Here is a 26,884-nt window from a genome sequence, read left to right as displayed (position 1 = left end):
GCGCAGTGTACTGGATTGATTGAAAAGGCGATACGACCGTAGTGCGATTATTGCCGCCTACTCAGACCACAAGCGGATGGTGCTGCGATCCAGCGTGGCGAGGATGCCGGTCAGTGGCTGACCGTTGGGCAAGCGCAGGCCAGGCGCGATTTCCAGCAGCGGTACCAGCATAAACGCACGGTTGTGCATGTCGTAGTGTGGCACGGTGAGACGTGGGGTGTGAATCGTCTGCTGACCAAACAGCATGATGTCGATATCGAGGGTGCGCGGTCCCCAGCGCTCCGCTTTGCGCACACGCCCATGCTCCAGCTCGATACGTTGCGTATGATCGAGCAGCGCTTCAGCTTCCAGCGTGGTGTCCAGCGCGACCACCGCATTCAGGTAATCGGGCTGGTCTGGCGGGCCGTACGGTGGCGTGCGATACAGCGAAGAGGTGACGACGCGCGAGGTGTGCGGTATCGCATCAATCGCGGCCAGCGCTGCATCAACCTGATGCAGCGGGTCGGCCAGATTACTGCCTAAGGCGAGGTAAACACGAATCATGATGCGCTATTGGTATCGCGGCGCGGGCCGGTTGGACGACGGCGCGGACGACGTGGTTTGCGACGCGGTGCCACCGGATCATCGCCCAGCGTGTTCATCATGGTTTTCTGCTCGACCGGCGCCGCAGCCTGGAACTCGCCCCACCAATGGGTCAGGCTTTGCAGTTCGCGGTTGTGTTCCACATCGGCTCGCAGCGCCAGCAGATCATAAGCGGCACGGAATTTAGGATGCTCCATCAGCTTCCATGCGCGTTTGCCATGACGACGTGACATGCGCAACTGCAGCTGCCAGATATCGCGAATCAGGGTGGTGATACGCTTAGGAATCGCCAGCGCACGGCAGGCTTCATCCAGCGTTTCGTTCATCGACAGCGCAAAGGCGTCGTAATAGGTCAGTCCGCTTTCCTGCGCAATGCGTTGGGCCGATTCCAGCTGCGGATACCAGAACATCGCGGCAAACAGGAAGGCCGGATTGACGCGCATATCGTTCTGAATGCGGTTGTCCGTGTTCTTCAGCACCTGAGCCAGCATTTTCTCCATCAGACTGTCGCTTTCGGCGGTGAAGCCACGCGTCAGGGTAGGGAAAAGCGGCTGGAACAGATGGTACTCACGCATCATCTGATAGGTACGGAATCCGTAACCGGCTTGCAGCAATTTAAGGGATTCTTCAAACAGACGCGCAGGCGGAATGTCATTCAGCAGCGTGGCCAGGCGCGGAATCGGCTCGGCAGTTTCCACGGCAATGCGCATCTCCAGCTTGGCGGCAAAACGCACCACGCGCAGCATACGTACCGGATCTTCGCGATAACGGGTTTCCGGATCGCCAATCAAACGGATCACGCCGTCTTCCAGATCCTGCAAACCGCCTACGTAATCACGTACGGAGAAATCCGCCACGCTGTAATACAGGCTGTTGATGGTGAGATCGCGGCGCTGGGCATCATCTTCGATGCTGCCAAAAATGTTATCACGCAGCAGCATGCCATTCTGGCCGCGCTGGGAGTTGTTGCGATCGTCTTCAGCTTCTTCCTGGTGATGGCCACGGAAAGTCGCGACTTCGATCACTTCAGGACCGAACATCACATGTGCCAGACGGAAACGACGACCGACGAGACGGCAGTTGCGGAACAATTTGCGCATCTGCTCAGGCGTGGCGTTGGTGGTGATATCAAAGTCTTTTGGCTTCTTACCCAGCAGCAAATCGCGCACGCCGCCGCCTACCAGGTAAGCTTCGAAACCGGCTTTATTCAGGCGATACAGCACTTTAAGGGCGTTTTCGCTGATATCTTTGCGTGAGATGTTATGGCTTTCACGGGGAATGACGGTCATCAGACTTTCAGTTTCCACCTCTTCAGGCGCCTCCTCGTCACGCTTGAGGACTCTCCGGCAAAAATTTGCGACTCGGGTAAAAATGGGACACCTCGACAGTGATAAAAGGGTGTTAATAAATCAGCGGCTAATCATAGCTTGTTGCGAACCATTTAGGAATGGCGATGTCGCCTCATCCGTGATTCGCGCGTTCTGTTGTGGGATCAGTTGGATACTCCACTGTGCCACCGCGTTATCGAGCAGTTGCTCCACTGTGGCATCTTGCCAACTCTCTAAAACCGATTGCCCCAGCAAGTGCAACGCGCATACCAGCAATGGGCGCGCATCTCCATCAGGTAGAGCGGGCGCATGATTCTGTTTAGAGAGCTTATTGCCATCGTCATTGATGGCCAGCGGCAGGTGCAGATACGCAGGCACCGGCCAGCCGAACTGCTGGTAGAGCGCGATTTGACGCACCGTGGGTTCAATCAAATCTGCCCCGCGTACGATTTCCGTCACACCCTGAAAATGGTCATCTACTACTACCGCCAGGTTATAAGCAAACAAACCATCCCGGCGATGGATAATAAAATCTTCTTCCGCCAGCGAGCGCTCTGCCGCTAAATGGCCGCGCAGGCGATCGTCAAAGCCATAAACCGGCGCATGCTGACGCAGGCGCAGCGCTGCGTTCTCTGCGGGGAGATGTAATTCCCGACAGTGACCGTCGTAGAACCCCCCAAGCTGCTGAATACGGCTGCGCGTGCAGGTACAAAAGTAGCTTTGACGGTGCTGTTGCAGCCAGCTCAGCGCTTCCCGGTAGGCATCATGACGATGCGACTGCCACAACACGTCGCCATCCCACTGCAGGCCATAATGCTCCAGCTGTTTCAGGATGCGTGTCGCTGCGCCAGCCACTTCTCGCGGCGGATCGATATCTTCAATACGCACCAGCCAACGGCCTTGTTGCGCACGCGCGCTCAGGTAGCTGCCTAAGGCAGCTATCAGCGAACCAAAATGCAGATCACCAGAAGGAGAGGGAGCGAAACGCCCGACGCAGGAAGAGGTTGAAGAGTTCATTTTGAGGTGCACCGCACGCCGGGAAAACAGTGGTTTTCCCGGCAGTGCGGCGACAGTCTGCTCACGGCCATTAGCCTGCCATCTGCTTCTCGCGGATTTCAGCCAGCGTTTTGCAGTCGATGCAAAGATCGGCAGTCGGACGCGCTTCAAGGCGACGAATACCAATTTCTACACCACAAGAATCACAGTAGCCGAAATCGTCGTCATCCACTTTCTTCAGCGTCTTCTCGATCTTCTTGATCAATTTACGCTCACGATCGCGGTTACGTAATTCCAGGCTGAACTCTTCTTCCTGCGCGGCACGGTCTACCGGATCCGGGAAGTTAGCAGCTTCGTCCTGCATATGCGACACAGTGCGGTCTACTTCATCCCGAAGTTGGTTGCGCCAGGCTTCCAGAATCTTGCGGAAATGGCTCAGTTGGGCGTCGTTCATATACTCTTCGCCCGGTTTCACCTGATACGGCTCCACACCAGCGATGGCGAGGATACTCAGGGACGATGTTTTACGGTTTTGCCCTTCTTGCATGTTGTTTCTCCTGGATAACACGCCCTTCCCGTCATACTTCAGGTTGCATGTGCATTGGCTAAATTGACCACCGACTGCCAGCAACGCGAATTATTAAGGGGTATATCGATTCCCATCAGGGAAAAAACAGGCCGCTATAAATAGCAGAAGCAGTCAAGGTTGGCAATTATTCATATTCGCACCTTGACAAGCCTGTGAGGAACAGCGTATTTAGCGCACCGCCCAGAACATTCCTATCACAGCAAATTGCTATAAATATTACAACTCTACGTTAATCGTCACCGCGAGCGGCTGAGTGAGTAACATTTGAGCAGGTGATATCTGAGCCTGATACGCCAACACTTCCACTCCACAGCGTTGAGCCTGTCCCAGTAGTTCTGCGTAGTGTGCGTCGATATGGCGCGCCGGGGAGACGTCCTCAATCCCCGTATGCAGAACGGCGAACAACAAAACAGCTCGATGACCCTCTGCCGCGATAGCACTGAGTTCGCGCAGATGCTTCTGTCCTCGAGCCGTCACCGCATCCGGAAAAAAGCCTTTACCCTGCTGTAAAAGGGTGACGGACTTGACTTCAATATAGCAGTTTGATCTGCCCTCCGCTTGCAGCAGGAAGTCAATTCGGCTTTTTTCCGTACCGTATTTCACTTCAGGTTGGCAGTGGCTGTAAGCGGACAATTCTGGAATGGCCTCAAGGGTTAAGGCTTCACGCACCAGTTGATTGGCTCTGAGGGTGTTCACGCAGATCCAGTGGCCTTGTTGTGTCTCGGTCAGTTCCCAGATGTGCGGATACTTGCGCGTGATGCTGTCTGAGGTGGAGTACCACACGGTATCGCCCGGTGTGGCGCAGCCGGTCATCGCGCCGGTATTGGCGCAGTGAATGGTCAGTGTCTCCCCCTCTGGCGTCACGACATCGGCAAGAAAGCGCTTATAGCGCGCGATAAGACGAGCGGGTTTTAACGGTGGATCAAACTGCATTCAGGCTCCTGACGAAGAGGGCAATGGCCAGCGCGCCAGCCGCCGATAGCGGGTGCGTCCCTGGCTAAAGGTCGATGAGAACAGCGCAAAGTCACTGACATCGTACTGCCAGTGAAAGCCGCGCGGGGGTAAGGCCACTTTTTGCGTGGCGTGGCGCAACAAAGTGATATGCGGGTGAAAAGGCTGTGCACTCTGGGCGCAGCCATGGCGTGCCGCCTGAGCACGCAGCAGGCTCGCTAACTGCAACAAGCCGCGTGGCGCACGTTGGCAGCCAAGCCACACGACACCGGGGCGCGGCCAGTGTCCCGCATCATCCAAATCCAGGCTAAAACCGGGCTGAACAATGCGCGAAGCTAACTGCTGTAACTGCTGCGAGGTCTCGGCACTGACATCCCCCAGAAACGCCAGCGTCAGATGCAGATTGGCGGCGGCCACCGGTTTTCCTGCCCCTTCTGCAAAGTGATCTGCGCGCCACTGTACCAGCTGTTGCTGGAGTGGCGCGGGCAGTTCGAGGGCAAAAAACAGACGTTGTATCGACATGGTGACGTGGCCGTTGAGTGCTACAATGCGCGCCATGTTAGCACAGGCAGAGTGGGAGTTAAGTGTGAGTGAATTACCGGTAAGTGAGGTGCTGCCTGCATTGCTCGATGCATTGTCTCAGTCATCACAAGTTTTACTGGCGGCACCCACCGGCGCGGGAAAATCGACCTGGCTGCCGCTGCAACTGCTACAGCAGTCGGTGCTGCCGGGGCGCATCATTATGCTTGAGCCGCGTCGTCTGGCGGCGCGAAATGTGGCGCAGCGCCTGGCGGATCAGTTGGGGGAACAGCCCGGTGGCACCGTGGGTTATCGCATGCGCGGTGAAAACTGCTGCGGCCCCCATACGCGACTGGAAGTGGTGACCGAAGGCATTCTGACGCGCATGTTGCAGCGCGATCCGATGCTCGAAGGTGTGTCACTGGTGATCCTCGATGAGTTTCATGAGCGCAGCCTACAGGCTGATTTGGCGCTGGCGCTGCTGCTGGATGTGCAACAAGGGCTGCGCGATGACCTGAAAATTCTGCTGATGTCCGCAACGCTGGATAACGATCGGTTGCGTCAGCTGCTGCCTGCTGCGCCTTTTATTGTTTCTGAAGGACGCAGCTTTCCGGTGATACGCCGTTATGCCTCACTCAACCCGCAGCAACGTTTTGACGAAGCGGTGGCGCGAGAAGTGGCGCAGTTGCTGCGTGAGGAGTCGGGCTCGCTGCTGCTGTTCCTGCCGGGCGTGGCAGAAATTGAGCGCGTAAAGCGCGAGCTGGAATCCCGCGTCGATGAAGACGTGGATCTCTCTCCTTTATATGGTGCGCTGTCATTGGATGCGCAGCGTCGAGCGATTCTGCCTGCGCCTGCCGGTCGCCGCAAAGTGGTGCTCGCCACAAACATTGCCGAAACCAGTCTCACTATTGAAGGTATCCGCTTAGTGGTGGATAGCGGGCTGGAGCGTTCGGCACAGTTTGATGTGCGTAGCGGCGTCACGCGCCTGCAAACGCAACGCATCAGCCAGGCTTCCATGACCCAGCGAGCCGGGCGAGCCGGGCGTCTTGAACCCGGTATTTGCCTGCATTTGCTGCCGCAGGAGCAGGCGATGCGTGCAGCGGCGCAAAGTGAACCCGAAATCCTCAATAGCGATTTGGCTGCGCTGCAGATCGATTTGCTGCAATGGGGTTGCCAGGATGCGTCACAGCTCTGCTGGCTGGACGCGCCACCGCAACTCAGCTTGCGAGCGGCACAGGCTTTGCTAACGCGCTTAGGCGCATTAGAAAACGGCAGGCTTAACGCGCGCGGCCGTAAAATGGCGACGCTTGGCAGCGATCCACGTTTGACGGCTATTCTGTGTGCGGCACAAAGTCAGGATGCCATCGCCAGTGCCGCTCTGCTGGTGGCGATACTTGAAGATCCACCGCGCAACGGTAGTGCAGATTTGCGCGACGCCCTTAATCGACCACAGCCGCATTGGCAAAGGCGCGCGCGTCAGTGGCAGCAACGGTTGAATGCCAGCGATGGCCGCGTCAATCCCGATCTTTTCCCCGCATTATTGGTGGCAGGCTTTGCCGATCGTCTGGCGCAGCGGCGAGGCGAAAGCGCACGCTATCAGCTGGCTAACGGTATTGGCGCCATGCTGGATGAACAGGATGGCCTGAGCCGCTATGAGTGGTTAATCGCGCCGACCCTGTTACAGGGCGCCAGTGCCGCCGAAGCCCGCATGTTACTGGCGCTGCCGGTAGAGATAAGTGCGTTACGCCAGCAATGTCCTGAACTGGTGTCGCAGCGCATTGATGTGGAATGGGATGAGGAGAAAGGGACATTGCGCGCCTGGAAACGGGAACTCGTGGGTGCGCTGGTCCTAAAAGCACAGCCGCAGGCGCGACCGGAACCGGAGATTTTACACCCGGCGATGTTGCGCTGGATCCGCGAAAAAGGGCTCTCGGTACTCGGCTGGACCCCCGAAGCGGAACAGCTGCGTTTGCGTTTGCATTGTGCCGCCGAGTGGCTGCCGGAAGAGGCGTGGCCGCCATTGGACGATGAGAGCCTGCTCGACTCGCTGGAGCGTTGGCTGTTACCCGAGATGGGTTCCGTGCGCGATCTCAAGAGCCTGCAGGCCGTCAATCTTGTCAGCGCATTATTACATTTGCTGACATGGTCACAACGTCAGCGGCTGGATACTGTGCTGCCAACTCATTACACTGTGCCGACCGGAAGTCGCCTGCCTATTCGTTACGATGCTGAAAAGCCTCCAGCGTTGGCAGTGCGTATGCAGGAGATGTTTGGGGAAGCGCAAAATCCCGCGGTGGCCGAAGGCCGCATTCCGCTGGTGCTGGAGTTGTTGTCACCGGCGCAGCGTCCGTTGCAGATCACCCGTGATCTCGCTGCGTTCTGGCGCGGAGCGTATCCAGAAGTGCAGAAAGAGATGAAAGGGCGCTATCCCAAACATCCCTGGCCCGACGATCCGGCAAACGCCTTACCGACAAGGCGCACCAAGAAATTTTCATCGTGACACTCTGTGGATCGAATTCAGAGGGTTCTGCCATGCGCAGCACGAGAAAGCAGTTAGAGTAACGGCCGTAGCCGTAGCTATGCCTGGAGAATAAAAGCATGTCTGGGAACGATCGCGAACCTATTGGGCGTAAAGGAAAAGCGCCAAAGCCGCCGCGCAGCACTGCGCGCCGGGGTCGCCGCAGGGAGCTTGATGATGATATCGATCAGGACGATTTTGACGAAGACGATGAGGAGAGCACACCGGTGCCACCAAAAGGTAAAGGGAAAGGAAAACGTCCGCCACGCGGCAAACGTCGTTGGTTAGGCTGGTTAATTAAGCTTTTCCTGGTCTTTGTGGTCGTGATGGTGGCCTGGGGCATCTATCTCGACTCTGAAATCCGCAGCCGCATCGACGGTAAAGTGTGGCAGTTGCCTGCTGCTGTCTACGGCCGCATGGTGAGCCTTGAGCCGGGGATGTCGTACGACAAAAAAGAGATGATTGCGCTGCTGGAAGGCACGCAGTATCGCGAAGTGTCGCGCATTACCCGTCCGGGCGAATTTAGCGTCAAAGGCAACACCATCGATCTGCTGCGTCGTCCGTTTGACTTCCCGGACAGCAAAGAGGGGCAGATCAACGCCCGTCTGACGTTCAGCAACAACGAACTGAGCGAGATTAAAAACCTCGATACCGGACGTGATTTTGGCTTCTTCCGCCTTGATCCACGTTTGATCACCATGCTGCAATCGCCGAACGGTGAGCAGCGTCTGTTCGTGCCGCGTGCGGGCTTCCCGGATCTGCTGGTCAGTACGCTGATCGCGACCGAAGACCGTCACTTCTATGAGCATGATGGTATTAGCCCGTATTCGATTGGCCGTGCATTCCTTGCCAATATCACGGCAGGTAAAGCGGTACAGGGCGGCAGTACCTTGACGCAGCAGCTGGTGAAAAACCTGTTCCTGACCAACGAGCGTTCACTGTGGCGCAAAGCGCGTGAAGCTTACATGGCAGTGATCATGGATGCGCGTTACAGTAAAGATCGCATCCTTGAGCTGTACCTCAACGAGGTTTACCTCGGTCAGGCGGGCAACGATCAGATCCGTGGCTTCCCGCTGGCGAGTTTGTATTACTTCGGTCGTCCCGTCGATGAGCTGAGCCTCGATCAGCAGGCGATGCTGGTCGGTATGGTGAAAGGTGCTTCGCTGTATAACCCGTGGCGCAACCCGAAACTGGCCCTCGAGCGCCGCAACCTGGTGCTGCGTTTGCTGCAACAGCAGAACGTCATCGATCAGGAGCTGTACGATATGCTCTCGGCGCGTCCGCTGGGTGTGCAGCCGAAAGGGGGCGTGATCACGCCGCAGCCTGCCTTTATGCAGATGGTACGTAACGAGTTGCAGGCCAAACTGGGCGACAAGATTAAAGATCTGTCTGGCGTGAAGATCTTCACCACGCTCGATCCTATCTCTCAGGATGCGGCGGAAAAAGCGGTCGAAGATGGCATCCCGGCGCTGAAAAAACAGCGTGGCTTGAAGGATCTGGAAACCGCGATGGTGGTGGTGGATCGCTTCAGTGGTGAAGTGCGTGCCATGGTGGGCGGTGCCGATCCGCAGTTCGCGGGCTATAACCGTGCGCTGCAGGCGCGTCGTTCTATTGGCTCACTGGCTAAACCGGCGACCTATCTCACCGCATTGAGCCAGCCGAATACCTATCGGCTGAACACCTGGCTGGCGGATGAGCCGATTGCGCTGAAACAGCCGAACGGTTCCATCTGGAAACCGATGAACGACGACAAGCGTTTCAGCGGCAAAGTGATGCTGGTGGATGCCTTAACCAACTCCATGAACGTGCCTACCGTAAATCTGGGGATGACATTGGGTCTGCCTTCGGTGGTGGATACCTGGACGAAGCTGGGCGTGCCGAAAGATCAGCTGAATCCGGTGCCAGCGATGTTACTGGGAGCACTTAACCTGACACCTATCGAAGCGGCACAGGCGTTCCAGTCGATCGCCAGCGGCGGTAACCGCGCCGACCTGTCGGCGGTACGTTCGGTGATTGCTGAAGATGGCACGGTGTTGTACCAGAGCTTCCCGCAGGCGCAACGCGTTGAGCCGGCGCAGGCTGCTTATATGACCTTGTACACCATGCAGCAAGTTGCCGATCACGGCACCGCCCGTGCGCTGGGCGCGCGTTACCCGAATGCTCATCTGGCGGGTAAAACCGGTACCACCAATGATTTAATCGATAGCTGGTTTGCGGGTATTGATGGCAAAGAGGTGGCGATCACCTGGGTTGGCCGCGACAACAACCAGACGTCGAAGCTGTACGGTGCGAGCGGTGCGATGCAGATTTATCGCCGTTATCTCGACAACCAGGCGCCAATGCCGCTGGTGCTGACACCGCCAGAAGATATTACGCAGATGAACGTCGACTCTGCCGGTAACTTCGTGTGTGGTTCTGGCAGCAGCACTTGGCGTTCGCTGCCGGTGTGGACGTTGGATCCTAACGCGCTGTGCCAGCAACAGCAGCAACAGATCCAGCAACAGCAGCAGATCCAACAGCAGCAAGAGTCGCAACCTCAGCAGCAGTCACCTCAGCAGCAGCAGGGTGAGCAGAAAGATGCTGACGGCGTGGCGGGCTGGATTAAGGATATGTTTGGCAGCAAATAGTTAGCTGCAGAAAACAGAGGGCGCTTCGGCGCCCTTTTTTACGTCTGCACGATTGTTATTCGCGATCATGGATATGCACGATCTGGTGGCAAACGCACCGCCATCAGGCATTACATCTTGCGGATCTCGCCAAACTTCGCCTAAAATCCGTGCGTCTAATAATCATTCTCGTTTGTATTCACCTGCGTCGTTTTCTTTCCGAGAGATCCTTTTATGAATACGCGAATTTCAAATCCTTGTTCTGCCCGTGCTGCGACTTCCCGCCGTCCGCTCGCTTTATTAATTTCTTTAACTCTGGGTACGCTGAACGCACAGGCGCTGGCAGAAGATACCGTGGTGGTCACCGCCAATGGCGGCAACACCGTCAAGCAGGAAAGCGCATGGGGTCCGGCTCCTACCATTGCCGCGAAACACAGTGCTACCGGCACCAAAACCGATACGCCGATTGAGAAAAACCCACAGTCGGTTTCGGTGGTGACGCAGGAAGAGATGGCGATGCACGCTGTAACCAGCGTAAAAGGTGCGTTTAACTACACGGCTGGCGTGCTGACGGGTAACCGCGGCAGCTCAAGCGTAATCGATGCGCTGTCGATTCGTGGCTTTAGCGAAACCAACACTAACCAATATCTTGATGGCCTGAAGCTGCAGGGGGATAACTACTCCGAGTTCGCCATTGATCCTTACTTCCTTGAGCGTGCGGAACTGCTGCGTGGCCCGGTTTCGGTGCTGTACGGCAAAAGCAACCCAGGCGGCGTGGTGTCGCTGGTGAGCAAGCGCCCGACGCAGGAAACACTGCGTGAAGTGCAGTTCCAGATGGGCACCGATAACCTGTACTCAACAGGCTTCGATTTTGGCGGTTCGCTGGATGATGACGGTGTATACAGTTACCGCCTGACGGGTCTGGCTCGCAGTGCAGACGCGCAACAGGAGATGAACAAAGAGAAGCGTTATACCATCGCGCCGTCGTTCAGCTGGCGTCCGGATGCCAATACCCGCTTTGATTTGCTGACCTATTTCCAGAACGAGCCGGAAACCGGTTATTACGGCTGGTTGCCGCGTCAGGGCACCGTGGTGGGCATTACCCGCCCGGACGGCAGCAGCTACAAACTGCCAACCAACTTTGATGAAGGCGAAGACAGCAACAAGATTTCGCGCAACACCAAGATGGTGGGTTACAACTTCGAGCACAGCTTTAACGATACCTGGACGGTGCGCCAGAATCTGCGTTATGCGGATTTAAGAACCAATTACCGCAGTATTTATGGTAATGGCTTCAACGCTGCCACCAATGAAATTACCCGTGGTTCGGCGGTGTCAGATGAGAAGTTAAATCAGTTTGCGGTAGATACGCAGGCACAGGCCAAATTTGGCACTGGCGCAGTGGATCATACTTTGCTGATGGGTGTGGATTACCAGCGCACCCGTAATGATATTGATGCGGCGTTTGGATCAGCATTCCCAATTAGTGCGTTCAATCCTCAGTATGGTAACGATGCGCTAGATGGTGCTGCGTTCCCTTACCAATATCTGAATCGCCAAGAGCAAACCGGTCTGTACTCTCAAGATCAGATGGAATGGAACCGTTGGGTGCTGACCTTAGGTGGACGTTACGATTATGCGATGACTTCAGCACTGAATCGTAACGGCAATACCGAAGTGAAAAATCACGATCAGGCCTTCACCTGGCGTGGTGGTCTGAACTATGTGTTTGATAACGGCATTGCGCCGTACTTTAGCTACAGTGAGTCCTTTATTCCGAATTCTGGGACTACCGCCTCGGGCCAGCCGTTTGATCCATCGCGTGCTAAGCAGTATGAAGCCGGTGTGAAGTATGTTCCTAAAGATCGTCCGGTTGTCGTAACTGCTGCGGTGTATGAGCTGACCAAAACCAAAAACCTTACCGCCGATCCAAACAACCTTAACTTCAGCGTACAGAGCGGTGAAATCCGTTCTCGCGGTGTTGAATTGGAAGCCAAGGCAGCACTGAACGCCAACATCAACATGACTGCGTCTTACACCTATACCGATGCCGAATACACTGAAGACACAGTGCTGAAAAGTAGAACACCAGTGCAGGTGCCGAAGCATATGGCATCGCTGTGGGGGGATTACACCTTCCACGAAACGGCATTGTCAGGTGTGACACTGGGTGCGGGTGTGCGTTATGTAGGTGAAAGCAAAGGGTTATATGCAGAGAATACGCAGAATGGCAGTAACTCAAACCAAAACTTCGACGTAGCGGGTTACACCACCGTCGACGCAGCGCTGAAATATGACCTCGGCCGTTTCGGTCTGCCGGGCTCTTCTGTGGGTGTTAATATCAACAACCTGTTCGATCGTGAATACGTTGCCAGCTGCTACCGTGATTACGCTTGCTACTGGGGCGCTGAACGTCAAATCGTTGGTACCGCCACCTTCCGCTTCTGATTCGTCAGGGCGAATATGTTGTGATTTTGGGCGGCCTCAGGGCCGCCCCCTTCAGAATCAGATCGGTTTTGTGCTAATTAACCAGGGATCACCATGCAGCATCCGCACCACGAAGAAACCACCTTCACGCTGGATAATGTCAGCTTTCGCGTACCTGGACGCACGTTGCTGCATCCACTTTCACTCACCTTTGCGCCGGGTAAAGTGACGGCGCTGATTGGCCACAACGGCTCGGGTAAATCCACCTTGCTGAAAATGCTGGGGCGTCACCATGCGGCAAGTGAAGGTCAGGTGCTGTTGAACCGCGATGCGGTGGAGAACTGGGGCAGCAAAGATTTTGCGCGCCAGGTGGCCTATTTGCCGCAGCAGTTACCGGCGGCAGAAGGGATGACGGTGCGTGAGCTGGTGGCGATTGGTCGTTATCCGTGGCACGGGGCGCTCGGGCGCTACGGCCAGGAAGATCGCGATCGCGTGGAAGAAGCGATTACGCTGGTGGGCTTGAAACCGTTCGCCGGGCGTCTGGTGGATAGCCTGTCAGGCGGCGAACGCCAGCGCGCGTGGTTAGCGATGCTGGTGGCGCAGAACAGCCGATGCCTGCTGCTGGATGAACCCACTTCCGCACTGGATATTGCGCATCAGGTGGATGTGCTAGCTCTGATTCAACGTCTCAGCCGCGAGCGTGGCTTGACGGTGATTGCGGTACTGCACGACATCAACATGGCGGCGCGCTATTGCGATCGCCTGGTGGCGCTGCGCGGCGGCGAAATGATTGCGGAAGGCGGGCCTGATGTCATCATGCAGGCCGATGTGCTGGGCAATATCTACGGTATTCCGATGGGCATCTTGCCCCATCCACAAGGCGGTGCTCCCGTCAGTTTTGTTTACTGAGGCCTCGCCATGTTCGACATTTCACGCCGTCGCTTGCTGACGGCGCTGGCACTGACGCCACTGATGAACGTTGCCCCATTGCGTGCGGCAACACCCGATCTGCAGCGCATCCTGGCGCTGGAATGGCTACCTGTTGAGCTACTGATGGCGCTCGGTGTATCGCCGCTCGGTGTGGCTGATTTGCGCAACTACAACATCTGGGTTGGCGAGCCGATGCTATCCGCCAGCACCATCGATCTCGGCTTGCGCACCGAACCCAATCTGGAACTGATGACGCAGCTCGAACCTTCCTTAATCCTGCACTCCAACGGCTACGGTCCGGGATTAGATAAACTCGATCGCATCGCGCCGACCATGGGCTTTGATCTGAATAGCGGGGACGGTAAACCGTTAAGTACTGCCCGTAAATCACTGCATGCGCTCGGTGCCCGGCTGGGCCGGGAAGCGCAGGCGGTACAGCATCTGCAATTCCTGGATGAGCAGCTAGCGGCAGCGCGCGAACGTCTCAAACCCTGGGCAGATCGTCCGGTGCTGCTGATGTCATTGATGGACAGCCGTCACGCCATCACGTTTGGCACCAACAGTCTGTTCCTCGAAGTGATGGAAATCCTTGGCCTGAGTAACGCCTGGCAGGGTGAAACCAATTTCTGGGGCAGTGCCGTGGTTGGGCTTGAGCGGTTAGCCGATGTCGGCGATGTGCAGGTGATCTGTTTTGATCACGATAACGATCGTGACATGCAGCAGGTGATGAAAACTGCGCTGTGGCAGGCGCTGCCGTTTATCCGCGCGGGCCGCTTCAAGCGTGTGCCTGCCGTCTGGTATTACGGCGCGACCTATTCAGCGCTGAAATTTGTTCGCGTGCTGGAACACGCGCTGGAGTCGCACTGATGCGCCATCGTCTCTTTCCTGTGATGCTGTTAAGCAGCATGTTTTTACTGGCGCTGGCGCTGACCTTTATCAATCTGCGTGACGCGCTGCCAACGGCGCAGTGGTCACAAGCCTTCTTTGCGCCGGACATCAACAGTATCCAACAGGTGGTGTTCCATCACAGCCTGTTATCGCGTCTGGCGCTGGCGCTGTTGGTGGGGGCGGGTCTCGGATTGGCCGGTTTACTGTTTCAGCAGGTGCTGCGTAATCCGCTGGCGGAACCGACCACGTTGGGTGTGTCATCCGGTGCACAGCTCGGTATTACGGTCGCCACGCTCTGGCATTTACCGGGTGGTGAGCTGACACAGCAATTTGCTGCGATGGCGGGCGCAGTGCTGGTGGGCATCCTGGTATTTGGCGTGGCCTGGGGCAAACGGCTGTCACCCGTGACACTGATCCTCGCCGGGCTGGTCCTGAGCCTGTATGCCGGTTCGGTGAATCAAATCTTTGCCATCTTCAATCATGATCAGCTGCTGAATATGTTCTTGTGGAGCACCGGCACACTGAATCAGATGGATGGGCACAACGTCGCCATGCTGTGGCCGCGTCTGCTGTTGGCTTTTGTCGTGGCGCTGGCATTGCTGCGCCCCTTGACGCTCATGGGGCTTGATGACGGCGTAGCAAAAAATCTCGGTCTGGCACTGTCTGCTGCGCGTGTCGGCGCACTCGCTCTGGCGATTCTGTTAAGTGCGCAATTGGTGAACGTCGCCGGGATTATCGGTTTTATCGGGCTGTTTGCACCACTGCTGGCGAAAATGCTCGGGGGGCGTCGCTTACTCAGCCGTATGCTGCTGGCTCCGCTGATTGGTGCCTTACTGCTGTGGCTGGCCGATCAGTGCGTATTGTGGCTGACCAGCCACTGGCGCGAGGTTTCCACCGGCACAGCGACCGCGTTAATTGGCGTACCGATTCTGCTGTGGCTGTTGCCGCGTTTACGTACCGGCTCGGTTCCACCGGCGATGAATATGGGCGACAAGGTGCCGGCAGAGCGCCAGAAGGTGGTGCTGTGGTGTGGCATTGGCCTTGGGGTGCTGGCGCTGCTGAGCGTTATCGGCATCTCCTTTGGTCGTGATGCACACAGCTGGACGTGGGTGAGTGGTGAGATGCTGCATCAACTGCTGCCGTGGCGTGCACCTCGCGTGCTGGCGGCGTTAGTCGTGGGGATGATGCTGGGTGTTGCAGGTGCGTTGATTCAGCGCCTCACTGGCAACCCGATGGCCAGTCCGGAAGTGTTAGGCATCAGTTCCGGCGCGGCCTGTGGTGTGGTTGTGATGATGTTCTTTGTGCCGGGTGACGCCGTGGCGTGGTTGCTGCCCGCTGGCGCATTAGGCGCGGCGCTGACGCTGCTGGTCATTATGCTGGTCGCCAGTCGCGGAGGTTTCTCACCGGAGCGTATGTTGCTGGCGGGCATGGCGCTTAACAGTGCGTTTGTCACCTTAATGATGGTGTTAATGGCGAGTGGCGATCCGCGCATGGGCGGCCTGCTAAGCTGGATTTCCGGTTCGACGTACAACATCAATATGCCGCAGGCAGTGCAAAGCGCCGTGGTGGGTATCGTATTTATTGCGCTCGCGCCACTGGCGAGCCGCTGGCTCACACTGCTGCCGCTGGGTAGTGCGACGGCACGTTCAGCGGGGATGGCATTAACAGGTTCGCGTCTGGCCCTGCTGCTGCTGGCGGCGGCGTTAACGGCTACGGCGACCTTGACCATCGGCCCGTTGAGTTTTGTCGGTTTGATGGCGCCGCATATCGTGCGCATGCTGGGCTTCAGGCGCGCATTACCGCAGGTGTTGATGGCGGGATTATTAGGCGGCGGATTGATGGTGTTTGCAGACTGGTGCGGCAGGATGCTGGCCTTCCCGGATCAGATCCCTGCAGGTTTAATGGCGACCTTCTTCGGCGCGCCGTATTTTATCTGGCTGTTGCGTCGCGCATAAACGCGCAGCCTACGTCAATCGGTGCTTACAGGGCAGCTGCGCATAAACGCGCAACCTACGTCAATCGGCGCTTACAGGGCAGCTGCGCATAATTGTGCAACCTAACGGAAATGGGTGTATGCGTGTAGCTGAGCATTACGATGCGAACGAACGGCAAGGGTGCCTTTAGGGGACGTTGTGCCTCAAGGGACAGCCGGGCACATCAATGAAGGGGCGCCATTCCTGGCGCCCGCTAATGGCTTACAGCTTCGCAAAGCTGCGGCGTGCCGCATCAATGGTGCGCTGAATATCTTCCTGGCTGTGTGCCAGCGACATAAAGCCCGCTTCAAAAGCAGAAGGTGCGAGGTAAACACCTTCTTCCAGCATCAGATGGAAGAAGCGCTTAAAGCGCTCAACGTCGCATTTTGTCACGTCGGCATAGCAGGTTACGCTTTCGGCATCGGTAAAGAAGATACCGAACATGCCGCCAACGTGGTTGATCACAAGCGGAATGTTTTCTGCTTTTGCCGCTGCCAGCAAGCCTTCAGACAGTTGGGTGGTGAGGTCGGTCAGAGTGCTGTGCGTGCCCGGTTGAGCAATCTGCGTCAGGCAAGCAAAACCGGCCGCCATGGCAATCGGGTTACCGGAAAGCGTGCCCGCCTGGTAAACCGGACCCGTTGGTGCCAGTGCAGCCATCACATCACGACGACCACCAAATGCGCCCACCGGCATGCCGCCACCGATGATTTTGCCGAGACAGGTCAGATCCGGCGTGACATCGTAATAAGCCTGAGCACCGCCCAGCGCCACACGGAAGCCGGTCATCACTTCATCGATGATCAGCAGCGCACCAAACTCATCACAGAGTGCACGCAGGCCCGGCAGGAAGTCCGGTTGCGGTGGGATGCAGTTCATATTGCCCGCAACGGGTTCAACGATGATACAGGCGATATCTTCTGGATATTGCTCGAAGGCTTCGCGTACTGACGCCAGATCGTTGTAAGTGCAGGTCAGGGTGTGTTTAGCGAAATCAGCCGGAACACCCGGCGAGTTCGGTTGGCCCAGGGTCAATGCGCCGGAACCCGCTTTCACCAGCAGACAGTCGGCGTGGCCGTGGTAGCAGCCTTCAAATTTGACGATCTTGTCACGATGGGTAAAGCCACGAGCCAGACGAATCGCGCTCATGGTGGCTTCGGTGCCGGAGTTCACCATGCGCACCATATCCATACTTGGCACCAGCTCACACACCAGCTCGGCCATTTTCACTTCCATTTCGGTTGGGGCACCGAAACTTAAACCACGAGATGCCGCTTCAATCACCGCATTGCGGATATTGGCGTTGTTATGCCCCAGCACCATTGGGCCCCATGAACCGACGTAGTCGATGTAGGCTTTGCCATCGGCGTCATACAGATAAGCGCCGTCGGCGCGTTCGATGAACAGCGGCACGCCGCCCACACCGGTAAAAGCACGTACCGGGGAGTTCACACCGCCAGGGATCAGGCGTTGCGCTTCGGCATACAGGTTTTCAGACTTACTCATTGCTCGGCTCCTGCTGTTCTGGAAAAAAATTCTGGCGCCATTCTAAGGGAAGAGTCGCCCGATTAGAAAGGCAAGCGGGTGCGAAAGCCTTTTAAAGCTATACTTTAGCGCAGCGCAGGCGGCACACAGTGTCAAGCGCAGTACTTGATTGCACTGGGCGGCTGGCAGATAATAGTGAAATTAAGGTCGTTTTCTGACCTGGACGTTTACCCGGAGTAAAACATGAGTGACGACGTAGCAGCGCTGCCTTTGCAATTCACTGAAGCAGCAGCGAAAAAAGTGAAAAATTTGATCGCGGATGAAGAGAATCCTGAGCTGAAACTGCGCGTGTACATCACCGGTGGCGGTTGCAGTGGTTTCCAGTACGGTTTTACTTTTGACGATCAAATGAATGACGGCGACATGACCATTGAAAAGCAAGGCGTGGCGCTGGTGGTTGATCCAATGAGCCTGCAGTATCTGGTGGGCGGTTCGGTTGATTATACCGAAGGTCTTGAGGGTTCACGTTTTATCGTGACAAACCCGAACGCGAAAACGACTTGCGGTTGTGGTTCTTCCTTCAGCATCTGATCCCCTTTTCTGACCGCCGTTCTGGCGGTCAGAACGTTACCACTCTACGGTCACTAATCGTGACGACTCACGACGCTTCGCATCGCGCTTTAACACGCTTTCGGTCACGCGCGGCTGTGCACTGAAGTGACGTCCACAATCAATCGATGGCAATGTTTGTTCGCTTTGCCGTGAGATATCGCAGCGGGAAAATATGGTCAACGTGACGGCAATAGAGCCGGTGGAGGTCGCCGCGCCAATTGGCGCAGCCATCGCAAGCCCTATGGCCAGGAGCAGTGCTCTGGTCATTGATAATTCCTGGTGAAGTCAAAAGTTGCGCGTTGCGCAAAAAGGGCACTGAGCATACGTGGCCGCAGTGCCTTGTATTTTGATTTTCGACAATTTTTGCCGAATCTTTAATCTTTTTTGGTGCTATTTTTCGCCGGATGTAAATCTGCACACAGCTGTTTGGCTGCCAGCAGGATACGTGGACCCGGTCGACTCAGCCAGTCATCGTTAATGGCAATCACCGGCACCGTCAGTTGTGGCTGCCAGAATTTCACGATATTCGCGGCTTGCGCGGGGCCACCGCCGATCACAATCGCCTGAGGATGACGTGCTAATACTTGCTCACGACTCACCTGCGGCCAGCTGACACGGCTGTCGGCAAAGATATTTTTGCCACCGCACAGGGTGATTACCTCGTTTTGCAACGTATTACGCGATGCAGTAAACAGCGGCTGTTGACCAAACTGCAAAAACAGAGGGATCGGCGTGCGTTGTTGATACTGTTTACGCAGATCATCCTCTTGCTGGCGCAGCGCCTGTGCGGCAGCCGCCGCCTGCTGAGGTTGTGGACTCCACGGTTTGAGCGCTGCTAACGCATCAATCATCTGATCAATGGTCTGCGGATCAATCCATTCGACTTTAATGCCCAGACGTTGCAGTTGATCGATCTGCCGCTGCGGATTGCCGCCGCGCCAGGCCAGCACCACATCCGGTTTCAGTTGCAGGATGCGTTCAACGTTGATGCCCTGCCAGTTTGCCACCTGCTCCAGCTGATTGGCCTGCGCCGGGAAATCCGAATAAGCACTCACCGCCACCGGCGTAATGCCCGCTGCAAAAGCCAGTTCAGTGAGATGGGGCGATAGCGTGATAACGCGTGGGGCAGCAGCAAACAGGCTATTGCCGATCAGCAATAGCCCCAGTAGCCAATATTTAGCCACGCGCCAGCTGTGCCAGCAGGTTTTCAACCATCAGTGACGATTGTTTAGCGGCAACGACGAGGAACTCATCAAAGCTCAGGTGGGATTCTTTGTCCGCGACATCGGAAATTGCACGCACCACAACAAACGGCACCTTGAACTGATGGCAAACGTGACCAATGGCGGTGGCCTCCATCTCCACGGCGATCGCCTGTGGGAAGGTGGTGCGAATGCGTGCCAGAGGTTCAGCACCGTTGATGAAGGCATCACCGCTGACCACTAAACCGCGCACTGCGTTGAGATCCAGCTGCTTAATCACTTGCTCCGCAGCGGCGATCAGTTTTTCATCCGCCACAAAGGCGGCCGGGCAACCGGCCATCTGGCCAGGTTCGTAACCAAAAGCGGTGACGTCGGCATCGTGATAGCGCACTTCATCGGAAACCACGATATCGCCCACTTTCAGTGAAGCGGCCAGACCACCCGCAGAGCCGGTATTGATCACCAGGTCGGGTTTGCACAGCTCCAGCAACAGGGTCGTGCCGAGCGCCGCCGCTGTTTTACCAATGCCTGATTTCAGCAGAGCAACCTCAACACCGTTCAGCGTGCCGGTATAAATTTCACAACCAGCCAGCGTCAGCGTCTGACGGTTTTCGATTTTGTCACGCAGCAGGGTGACTTCCTGCTCCATCGCGCCAATAATGCCTGCTTTCATAAAGAATCTCGCTGTAGTTATGGATGTAAAGCTTAAAAGTGAGGCATAGTCTACCATGGCTGGCAGAGGATGAATTCACCAAAAAATAAGGGGTAATGATGGCGACGATCAATTTCAAAAATAAGATCAGTTTCACCCGCCCTTATACCAGCCGCAAAGATCCAGAGGGCGAATACTTTATTACACGGCACTTTGAGAGTGACCGTGGCCGCATCATCAATTCTGCCGCGATCCGCCGCCTGCAACAAAAGACTCAGGTTTTTCCTCTGGAGCGTAATGCAGCGGTGCGTTCACGTTTGACCCACTCGCTGGAAGTGCAGCAAACCGGGCGCTATATCACCAAAGAGATCCTGCAATACCTGAAAACGCAGGGCGGTGGACTGGCAAATTACGGGCTGGAGGAGTTTGAAGGCGCGTTTGAGAGTCTGATTGAGATGGCCTGCCTGCTGCATGATGTGGGTAATCCGCCGTTTGGTCACTTTGGTGAAGCCGCGATCAATGACTGGTTTGACGACAATCTGCCTCTTGAACTCGTGGACCCGCTGGTGGCGGGCGTGGCAGATGAGCATCAGCGCACTGATTTTGACCAGCTAAATGCAATGATTCGTCAGGATTTGTGCCACTTCGAAGGCAATGCGCAGGCGATTCGCCTGGTGCATACGCTGCTGCAGCTTAATCTTAGCTATGCGCAGGTGGCCTGTATTTTAAAATATACCGCCCCCGCATGGTGGCAGGGCGATAAGCCGGCAGAATTTAGCGTGCTGATGAAGAAGCCGGGCTTTTATTTGTCCGAGCGTGAATATGTCGCTGACTTACGCGCAGCCACCGATATTAAAGAGCATCATCGCTATCCACTCACCTGGATTATGGAAGCCGCTGACGATATCTCATACTGTATTGCCGATTTAGATGATGCGGTCGAAAAAGACATTTTTGATGTTGAGACCTTGTATAAGTCTCTGCTCAAAGCCTGGGGGACGGTAAATAGTGGTGATGCGTTCAGTCGCACAGTGAGCGAGGCATGGAAAGAAGCCAACCAGAAAAAACGCCGTAGCCTGAGCGATCAATTTTTCATGTCATTACGGGTTAACGTGCAAAATGTGTTGGTTAGCCATGCCGTGCGCCGTTTTGTCGATAATCTCCCGGCTATTTTTGAAGGAAACTTCAATCATGCGCTGCTGGAAGATGACGGTGATGAAGGCCGTCTGTTGAAATTATTTAAAACCGTGGCGCGCCAGCAGGTATTTAATCATCCGGAAGTTGAGCAACTCGAATTACAAGGTTATCGGGTAATAAAAGGGTTGCTGGAAATCTATCAGTCATTAATGTTGCTGGATTATGAACAATTTACTACGCTGATGAACGACGATTTTCTGCCGAAATATCCGATAGAAACGCGACTGTTTCATAAGCTTTCAGGAAAACATCGCAAAGCTTATCAGCAGCAGATGCGTACACTGATTGTCGAGCATAAATATCAACGTTTGTTGTGGGAACGTTATTACCGTTCGCGCTTGATTCAGGACTATATCAGCGGAATGACAGACAATTATGCGTGGGATGAGTATCGTCGTTTGATGGCCGTGGAATAAGCCGAGTTTTGTAAAGATGAAGAATAAATTTTTACCTTTGCCCAAAACTTTATTAGGAACTTCGCGCTAAAAACTTAATCTCATCATCACGACCACAGCAATGGTCTGGCCGTAAATCTTAGAGAGACACAGACAAATGAAAAAAAGCACATTAATGTTAAGTGCGCTGGCGCTTAGTCTGGGCATGGCATTGAGCCCTGTCAGTTTCGCGGCGGAAAGTGCTTCCTCCTCGAACCAACAGTTGCCAAGCCTGGCGCCGATGCTGGAAAAAGTGATGCCTTCCGTGGTGAGTATTAGCGTTGAAGGTAGCACCACGGTGAAAACCCCGCGCATGCCGCAGCAATTCCAGCAATTCTTTGGTGACAACTCGCCATTCTGCCAGGACGGTTCGCCATTCCAAAGCTCGCCAATGTGCCAGGGCGGCGGTGATGGCAGCCAGGGCGTTGACAACGGCGGCGCCAATACTCAACAGCAAAAATTCCGTGCACTCGGTTCGGGTGTCGTGATTAATGCCGATAAAGGCTATGTCGTCACCAACAACCATGTGGTAGATAACGCCACCAAAATTCAGGTGCAGCTGAGCGATGGTCGTCGCTATGACGCCAAAGTGATTGGCAAAGATCCACAGTCTGATATCGCTCTGATTCAATTGCAGGACGCGAAAAACCTGACGGCAATTAAGATCGCGGACTCCGATGACCTGCGCGTCGGTGATTACACTGTCGCAATCGGTAACCCGTACGGACTCGGTGAAACAGTAACCTCCGGTATCGTTTCAGCGTTGGGCCGCAGCGGCTTGAACGTCGAGAACTACGAAAACTTCATCCAGACCGATGCTGCCATCAACCGCGGTAACTCCGGTGGTGCGCTGGTGAACCTGAACGGTGAACTGATCGGGATTAACACCGCGATTCTGGCGCCAGACGGCGGCAATATCGGTATCGGCTTTGCTATCCCAAGCGCGATGGTGAAAAACCTGACGGCGCAGATGATCGAGTATGGTCAGGTGAAGCGTGGCGAGCTGGGCATTATGGGTACCGAGCTTAACTCTGAGCTGGCGAAAGCGATGAAAGTCGATGCCCAGCGCGGTGCCTTTGTGAGCCAGGTCCTGCCTAACTCGTCAGCGGCAAAAGCGGGTGTGAAAGCCGGCGATGTCGTGGTGTCGATGAATGGCAAACCGCTGACCAGTTTTGCCGCGCTGCGTGCAGAAGTGGGTTCACTGCCGGTAGGCACTAAACTGCAGCTGGGTCTGTTACGTGATGGTAAACCGGTGACGATTACGGTTGAACTGCAGCAGAGCTCGCAGGAAAAAGTACAGTCCGCCACGATTTACACCGGCATTGAAGGTGCCGACCTGAGCAACATCGACAGCAACGGCCAGAAAGGCGTGCGCGTGGATAATGTGAAGGCAGGCAGTGCTGCAGCGCGTATTGGTCTGAAGAAAGGTGACGTGATTAGGGGCGTTAACCAGCAGGCGATTGCCAACCTTGGTGAACTGCGCAAAATCCTCGACACCAAACCGTCCGTGCTGGCCCTGAACGTGCAGCGTGGCGACAACAGCCTCTATCTGCTGATGCAGTAAGTCTGAGATGATTGAACACTGGCGAGCTTCGGCTCGCCTTTTTTGTTTTTGTCTGGCGCAGCTGCGCGATTGGCTAGCATCAACACCTTTTTAGTGTGGTCCACATTGTGCAGATGTCCGTTTCGCAATGTGACGCCTACCGCAATTCCCGTATTCTCTATCCGGCTATGTGCAGTTGCACAATGCCAGGCGTGCGTGGGATGCGTATTCTGTCACTTCTTCCCTTTCTCTGGAGTGATTGATGGCCACCTATCATCTCGATGCGCGACTGGCTCAGGATATTGTTGCCCGCACCATGCAAATTATTGACAGTAATGTCAACGTGATGGATGCACGCGGCCGCATTATTGGCAGCGGCGATCGTGAGCGTATTGGCGAATTGCACGAAGGTGCGTTGCTGGTGTTATCGCAGGGAAGGGTAGTGGACATTGATGAGGCCGTGGCGAAACATCTGCACGGCGTGCGTCCTGGTATTAACCTGCCGTTGCGTATTGATGGTGAGATTGTCGGTGTAATTGGCCTGACCGGCCAGCCGGCAGCGCTGCGTCACTACGGTGAACTGGTGTGTATGACCGCCGAAATGATGCTGGAACAAGCGCGGCTGTTGCATATGCTGGCGCAGGATAGCCGTCTGCGCGAAGAGCTGGTGCTGAACCTGATTCGCAGCGATACGCTTTCACCGGCGTTGAGCGAGTGGGCGCAGCGCCTGGGCATCGATCTCAATCAACCGCGCGTGGTGGCGGTGGTGGAAGTCGACAGCGGCCAGCTTGGCGTTGACAGTGCGATGTCGGAATTGCAGCATTTACAAACTCTGCTGACAACGCCGGATCGTGACAACCTGATTGCTATCGTTTCACTCACTGAAATGGTGGTGTTGAAGCCGGCGCTCAACGCCCACGGCCGTTACGATCAAGACGATCACCGCCGTCGCGTGGATCAGTTATTACAGCGTATGAAAGAGAGTGGGCAGGTGCGAATGCGCATCGCGCTGGGTAATTTCTTTACCGGTCCCGGCAGTATTGCGCGTTCCTACCGTACGGCGCGCACCACCATGATGGTGGGTAAACAGCGCATGCCGGAACAGCGCAGTTTCTTCTATCAGGATTTGGTGCTGCCCGTACTGCTGGATAGCCTGCGCGGTGGCTGGCAAGCGAATGAACTGGCGCGCCCGTTGGCGAAACTCAAAGCCAATGATAATAATGGATTATTGCGACGTACGCTGGTGGCGTGGTTCAGTCATAACGTGCAGCCCAGCGCCACGGCACGCGCACTATTTATCCATCGTAATACGCTCGAGTATCGCCTGAACCGCATCTCCGAGCTGACCGGATTAAACCTCGGCAATTTTGACGATCGATTGTTGCTGTATGTGGCGCTGCAACTGGATGAACAGAGCTAACCCTTAGCAGGGCCGGGAGAGGAAGATGCCCCGTTTGAATGTGCGCCTGATCTGGCTGTTGGCCGGCTTGCTGATGACCGCGACCTGTCATGCCAAAGCTGTTTCGCTGGCCTTTTTATCTGGCGAAGAGATGCAACAGACGCGAACTGCGCTGCAAAATCATCAGGCTGCGCCACAGACTGAGCAGGCGTGGCAGCAACTCAAGCAGGCTGCCGATCGTGCGCTTAATCAGCCCAATCCCAGCGTGACGCAGAAAGGGATGTTACCTCCCAGCGGTTCCCGCCATGATTATCTCAGCCTGAGTGCCTACTGGTGGCCGAATCCCGACAAGCCCAATGGCTTGCCATGGGAACGCCGTGATGGTGCGGTCAATCCGGCGAGTAAAAACGACCAAAGCGATGGTGTGCGTCTGGCTCGTTTCACCGCAGACGTGCAGGCATTGGCGCTTGCCTGGTATTTCTCCGGCGAAACCCGTTATGCAGCCAAAGCCCAATCGATGATTCGCAGCTGGTTCATCGATCCCACCACCCGCATGAATCCCAATCTTAATTATGCTCAGGGTGTGCCGGGTAAGGCTGAGGGCCGACACACCGGTGTGCTGGATGGGCGTTACTTTGCCACGCGCATAGTGGATGCACTGCAGCTACTGCACGATTCGCCCGGCTGGCACCCGCAGGATCAGGCTGCGATACATGCATGGTTTAGCGATTATCTCGGCTGGCTATTGCACAGTCAGTTGGCACAAGGCGAGCGTGATGCACCTAATAACCATGGCAGTTGGTATGCCGCACAGGTGGCGGGCATCGCGTGGTATTTGCATCAACCTCAGGTGATTAAGCAGATGGTGGTTTTAGCTCAGGATAAAATCGCCGGGCAAATTCGTACGGACGGAACGCAGCCAATGGAACTGGCACGCACACGCTCGTTCCACTATAGCTATTTCAATTTGCAGGCTCTGACCAGCCTCGCGCAACTGGCACAGCGAAGCGGCGCGGGCGATCTTTGGCACTATCAACAGCAGAGCGGTTCATTGTTGAGTGCGCTGAATTATATGGCACCGTTTAGTGATGACAGCAAAACCTGGCCATGGAAAAATCGCGATCGTGTCAGTCTGCGCTTGATTCCACTGCTCTCGCTCACGGACCGCAGCCTGAACAGCGACCGCTATCAGCGTTGGATCCATCGTGCAATCAAAACGCAGTCGACAGCCGATATCAGCACAGCAGAATCGCGAGGTGCGGAAAGAGAAGCGCTGCGTGATATTTGGTTACTTGCGCGGCCTCCCGCGCATCTGTGAAGGGAAGATTACATCCGAGGCTGCGTGCTATTTAGCATTAATCCCATCGACGCCCTGTGTGCAGCATCAGCATCGCCAATCATGATCGCTTCATAAATTTTGCGGTGTTCATCCAGAAAAATATCCTGCGCGCTGGAGGGCCAGGTGAAGAAGCACTTAAAGATGGTTTCCAGCAAATTGCCCAACGGGATGTAGAAACAGTTGTCAATGGAGTGGAAGATCAGACGATGAAAGGCGCTATCCACCTCTAGCCAGCGAGCAAGATCGAATGAACTTGCGGCGCAAACGGCGATCATTTTGCGGAATAACACAGAGAGTTCAGTGCGTTGTGCCTGAGTGGCGTGTAGCGCAGCCAGTCGGGCGGCCTGCGGTTCTATGGCCTCACGGAAGGCCAGAAACTGTTGGTACATCTCCGCCGTTGATTCAATGCCCTGCATCCATTCCAGCAGTTGCACATCAAGCAAATTCCAGTAAGTGCGGTCGCGCACGTGCGTGCCGAGTTTAGGCCGCGATTCTAATAATCCCTTTGAAGATAACAGTTTGAGCGCTTCACGCACGGCAGTTCTACTGACGCCAAAGTGGCTACATAGCTCGACTTCGCTGGGCAGAACATCACCAGCCTTTAGCGTTCCAGAGAGAATTTTTTGCGCGAGGTCACCGGCGATATGAACATCCAGACCGCGCTGTCCTGAGGTGATGGCTGCAAATTGCATGGTTTTTGTGATACCTGAAGTCAGA

Annotated in this window: 22 protein-coding genes; 11 read left to right on the top strand and 11 right to left on the bottom strand. The window is 55.6% G+C overall.

Annotated elements, in window-relative coordinates; all coding sequences use genetic code 11:
- Positions 1–57: 57 nt before the first annotated feature.
- From folK to thpR, 6 genes are all read right to left on the bottom strand, one after another.
- Positions 58–543 carry a 2-amino-4-hydroxy-6-hydroxymethyldihydropteridine diphosphokinase gene (gene folK / locus JK231_RS17330; protein WP_097118373.1) on the bottom strand — a complete coding sequence of 162 codons (486 nt, stop codon included), beginning with the start codon at positions 541–543 and terminating at the stop codon, positions 58–60.
- Positions 540–1,955: a polynucleotide adenylyltransferase PcnB gene (gene pcnB / locus JK231_RS17325; RefSeq protein WP_211729169.1), complete on the bottom strand. Its 1,416-nt coding sequence runs from the start codon at positions 1,953–1,955 to the stop codon at positions 540–542. The genes folK and pcnB overlap by 4 nt, the downstream gene beginning before the upstream one ends.
- Before the next feature lie 36 nt (positions 1,956–1,991).
- Positions 1,992–2,927: a tRNA glutamyl-Q(34) synthetase GluQRS gene (gluQRS, locus tag JK231_RS17320; RefSeq protein WP_211729122.1), complete on the bottom strand. Its 936-nt coding sequence runs from the start codon at positions 2,925–2,927 to the stop codon at positions 1,992–1,994.
- A 70-nt stretch (positions 2,928–2,997) separates the two neighbouring features.
- Positions 2,998–3,453, bottom strand: a complete 456-nt coding sequence (gene dksA, locus JK231_RS17315; RefSeq protein WP_034829547.1) for an RNA polymerase-binding protein DksA — start codon at positions 3,451–3,453, stop codon at positions 2,998–3,000.
- Positions 3,454–3,711: 258 nt separating this feature from the next.
- A complete protein-coding gene (gene sfsA, locus JK231_RS17310) occupies positions 3,712–4,428 on the bottom strand; it encodes a DNA/RNA nuclease SfsA (protein ID WP_211729121.1) in 717 nt (238 codons plus the stop codon).
- Positions 4,429–4,968, bottom strand: coding sequence for an RNA 2',3'-cyclic phosphodiesterase (thpR, locus tag JK231_RS17305; RefSeq protein WP_097118377.1), 540 nt, complete (start codon positions 4,966–4,968; stop codon positions 4,429–4,431).
- A gap of 25 nt (positions 4,969–4,993) precedes the next feature.
- On the opposite strand from thpR, the gene hrpB reads away from it, so the two are divergent.
- From hrpB to fhuB, 6 genes are all read left to right on the top strand, one after another.
- The gene (gene hrpB / locus JK231_RS17300; RefSeq protein ID WP_097118378.1) at positions 4,994–7,465 is read left to right on the top strand and encodes an ATP-dependent helicase HrpB; all 2,472 of its coding nucleotides are present in this window, start codon (positions 4,994–4,996) and stop codon (positions 7,463–7,465) included.
- 98 nt (positions 7,466–7,563) lie between these two features.
- A complete protein-coding gene (gene mrcB / locus JK231_RS17295; RefSeq protein ID WP_058960863.1) occupies positions 7,564–10,110 on the top strand; it encodes a bifunctional glycosyl transferase/transpeptidase in 2,547 nt (848 codons plus the stop codon).
- Between the two features lie 213 nt (positions 10,111–10,323).
- Entirely contained in the window at positions 10,324–12,537 is a 2,214-nt protein-coding gene (gene fhuA, locus JK231_RS17290; protein WP_211729120.1) for a ferrichrome porin FhuA, read from the top strand.
- A gap of 93 nt (positions 12,538–12,630) precedes the next feature.
- Positions 12,631–13,425, top strand: a complete 795-nt coding sequence (fhuC, locus tag JK231_RS17285; protein ID WP_038648971.1) for a Fe3+-hydroxamate ABC transporter ATP-binding protein FhuC — start codon at positions 12,631–12,633, stop codon at positions 13,423–13,425.
- Between the two features lie 9 nt (positions 13,426–13,434).
- A complete protein-coding gene (gene fhuD, locus JK231_RS17280) occupies positions 13,435–14,313 on the top strand; it encodes a Fe(3+)-hydroxamate ABC transporter substrate-binding protein FhuD (protein ID WP_097118381.1) in 879 nt (292 codons plus the stop codon).
- The gene (gene fhuB / locus JK231_RS17275; protein WP_211729119.1) at positions 14,313–16,289 is read left to right on the top strand and encodes a Fe(3+)-hydroxamate ABC transporter permease FhuB; all 1,977 of its coding nucleotides are present in this window, start codon (positions 14,313–14,315) and stop codon (positions 16,287–16,289) included. The genes fhuD and fhuB overlap by 1 nt, the downstream gene beginning before the upstream one ends.
- Before the next feature lie 240 nt (positions 16,290–16,529).
- Here the strand turns inward: fhuB and hemL are convergent, their stop codons facing one another.
- Positions 16,530–17,810, bottom strand: a complete 1,281-nt coding sequence (gene hemL / locus JK231_RS17270; protein WP_097118383.1) for a glutamate-1-semialdehyde 2,1-aminomutase — start codon at positions 17,808–17,810, stop codon at positions 16,530–16,532.
- Between the two features lie 222 nt (positions 17,811–18,032).
- Here hemL and erpA point away from each other — a divergent pair, with 222 nt between their 5' ends.
- The gene (erpA, locus tag JK231_RS17265) at positions 18,033–18,380 is read left to right on the top strand and encodes an iron-sulfur cluster insertion protein ErpA (protein WP_034829523.1); all 348 of its coding nucleotides are present in this window, start codon (positions 18,033–18,035) and stop codon (positions 18,378–18,380) included.
- A 36-nt stretch (positions 18,381–18,416) separates the two neighbouring features.
- Here the strand turns inward: erpA and JK231_RS17260 are convergent, their stop codons facing one another.
- From JK231_RS17260 to mtnN, 3 genes are all read right to left on the bottom strand, one after another.
- A complete protein-coding gene (locus tag JK231_RS17260; RefSeq protein ID WP_034829521.1) occupies positions 18,417–18,668 on the bottom strand; it encodes a hypothetical protein in 252 nt (83 codons plus the stop codon).
- 107 nt (positions 18,669–18,775) lie between these two features.
- Positions 18,776–19,585 (bottom strand): vitamin B12 ABC transporter substrate-binding protein BtuF, encoded by an 810-nt coding sequence (gene btuF, locus JK231_RS17255; RefSeq protein ID WP_211729118.1) that lies wholly within the window; start codon positions 19,583–19,585, stop codon positions 18,776–18,778.
- A complete protein-coding gene (gene mtnN / locus JK231_RS17250; RefSeq protein WP_045813812.1) occupies positions 19,578–20,276 on the bottom strand; it encodes a 5'-methylthioadenosine/S-adenosylhomocysteine nucleosidase in 699 nt (232 codons plus the stop codon). Before mtnN ends, btuF begins: the two co-directional genes overlap by 8 nt.
- 98 nt (positions 20,277–20,374) lie before the next feature.
- Between mtnN and dgt the strand changes: the two genes are divergently transcribed.
- From dgt to JK231_RS17230, 4 genes are all read left to right on the top strand, one after another.
- Positions 20,375–21,868, top strand: coding sequence for a dGTPase (gene dgt / locus JK231_RS17245; protein ID WP_160833511.1), 1,494 nt, complete (start codon positions 20,375–20,377; stop codon positions 21,866–21,868).
- A 136-nt stretch (positions 21,869–22,004) separates the two neighbouring features.
- The gene (degP, locus tag JK231_RS17240; RefSeq protein WP_211729117.1) at positions 22,005–23,450 is read left to right on the top strand and encodes a serine endoprotease DegP; all 1,446 of its coding nucleotides are present in this window, start codon (positions 22,005–22,007) and stop codon (positions 23,448–23,450) included.
- A 241-nt stretch (positions 23,451–23,691) separates the two neighbouring features.
- Positions 23,692–24,849 (top strand): CdaR family transcriptional regulator, encoded by a 1,158-nt coding sequence (locus JK231_RS17235; protein ID WP_034829508.1) that lies wholly within the window; start codon positions 23,692–23,694, stop codon positions 24,847–24,849.
- A 25-nt stretch (positions 24,850–24,874) separates the two neighbouring features.
- Complete coding sequence (locus JK231_RS17230) at positions 24,875–26,146, top strand: alginate lyase family protein (RefSeq protein WP_211729116.1); 1,272 nt, start codon at positions 24,875–24,877, stop codon at positions 26,144–26,146.
- An 8-nt stretch (positions 26,147–26,154) separates the two neighbouring features.
- Here JK231_RS17230 and JK231_RS17225 read toward each other — a convergent pair whose 3' ends face one another.
- Positions 26,155–26,859, bottom strand: a complete 705-nt coding sequence (locus tag JK231_RS17225) for a FadR/GntR family transcriptional regulator (protein WP_211729115.1) — start codon at positions 26,857–26,859, stop codon at positions 26,155–26,157.
- Between the last annotated feature and the right edge of the window lie 25 nt (positions 26,860–26,884).

Origin of the sequence: Pantoea sp. JGM49 (assembly GCF_018257655.1) — a bacterium.
Lineage (GTDB): Bacteria > Pseudomonadota > Gammaproteobacteria > Enterobacterales > Enterobacteriaceae > Pantoea > Pantoea communis.
Note: the sequence above shows the minus strand (reverse complement) of the source record. Positions and strands in the feature narration are given on the sequence as shown.

Excerpts from the sequence above, each read along its gene's own strand:
- folK (WP_097118373.1), bottom strand. The coding sequence starts at position 543 with ATGATTCGTGTTTACCTCGCCTTAGGCAGTAATCTGGCCGACCCGCTG.
- gluQRS (WP_211729122.1), bottom strand. The coding sequence starts at position 2,927 with ATGAACTCTTCAACCTCTTCCTGCGTCGGGCGTTTCGCTCCCTCTCCT.
- dksA (WP_034829547.1), bottom strand. The coding sequence starts at position 3,453 with ATGCAAGAAGGGCAAAACCGTAAAACATCGTCCCTGAGTATCCTCGCC.
- sfsA (WP_211729121.1), bottom strand. The coding sequence starts at position 4,428 with ATGCAGTTTGATCCACCGTTAAAACCCGCTCGTCTTATCGCGCGCTAT.
- thpR (WP_097118377.1), bottom strand. The coding sequence starts at position 4,968 with ATGTCGATACAACGTCTGTTTTTTGCCCTCGAACTGCCCGCGCCACTC.
- hrpB (WP_097118378.1), top strand. The coding sequence starts at position 4,994 with ATGCGCGCCATGTTAGCACAGGCAGAGTGGGAGTTAAGTGTGAGTGAA.
- mrcB (WP_058960863.1), top strand. The coding sequence starts at position 7,564 with ATGTCTGGGAACGATCGCGAACCTATTGGGCGTAAAGGAAAAGCGCCA.
- fhuA (WP_211729120.1), top strand. The coding sequence starts at position 10,324 with ATGAATACGCGAATTTCAAATCCTTGTTCTGCCCGTGCTGCGACTTCC.
- fhuC (WP_038648971.1), top strand. The coding sequence starts at position 12,631 with ATGCAGCATCCGCACCACGAAGAAACCACCTTCACGCTGGATAATGTC.
- fhuD (WP_097118381.1), top strand. The coding sequence starts at position 13,435 with ATGTTCGACATTTCACGCCGTCGCTTGCTGACGGCGCTGGCACTGACG.
- fhuB (WP_211729119.1), top strand. The coding sequence starts at position 14,313 with ATGCGCCATCGTCTCTTTCCTGTGATGCTGTTAAGCAGCATGTTTTTA.
- hemL (WP_097118383.1), bottom strand. The coding sequence starts at position 17,810 with ATGAGTAAGTCTGAAAACCTGTATGCCGAAGCGCAACGCCTGATCCCT.
- erpA (WP_034829523.1), top strand. The coding sequence starts at position 18,033 with ATGAGTGACGACGTAGCAGCGCTGCCTTTGCAATTCACTGAAGCAGCA.
- JK231_RS17260 (WP_034829521.1), bottom strand. The coding sequence starts at position 18,668 with ATGACCAGAGCACTGCTCCTGGCCATAGGGCTTGCGATGGCTGCGCCA.
- mtnN (WP_045813812.1), bottom strand. The coding sequence starts at position 20,276 with ATGAAAGCAGGCATTATTGGCGCGATGGAGCAGGAAGTCACCCTGCTG.
- dgt (WP_160833511.1), top strand. The coding sequence starts at position 20,375 with ATGGCGACGATCAATTTCAAAAATAAGATCAGTTTCACCCGCCCTTAT.
- degP (WP_211729117.1), top strand. The coding sequence starts at position 22,005 with ATGAAAAAAAGCACATTAATGTTAAGTGCGCTGGCGCTTAGTCTGGGC.
- JK231_RS17235 (WP_034829508.1), top strand. The coding sequence starts at position 23,692 with ATGGCCACCTATCATCTCGATGCGCGACTGGCTCAGGATATTGTTGCC.
- JK231_RS17230 (WP_211729116.1), top strand. The coding sequence starts at position 24,875 with ATGCCCCGTTTGAATGTGCGCCTGATCTGGCTGTTGGCCGGCTTGCTG.
- JK231_RS17225 (WP_211729115.1), bottom strand. The coding sequence starts at position 26,859 with ATGCAATTTGCAGCCATCACCTCAGGACAGCGCGGTCTGGATGTTCAT.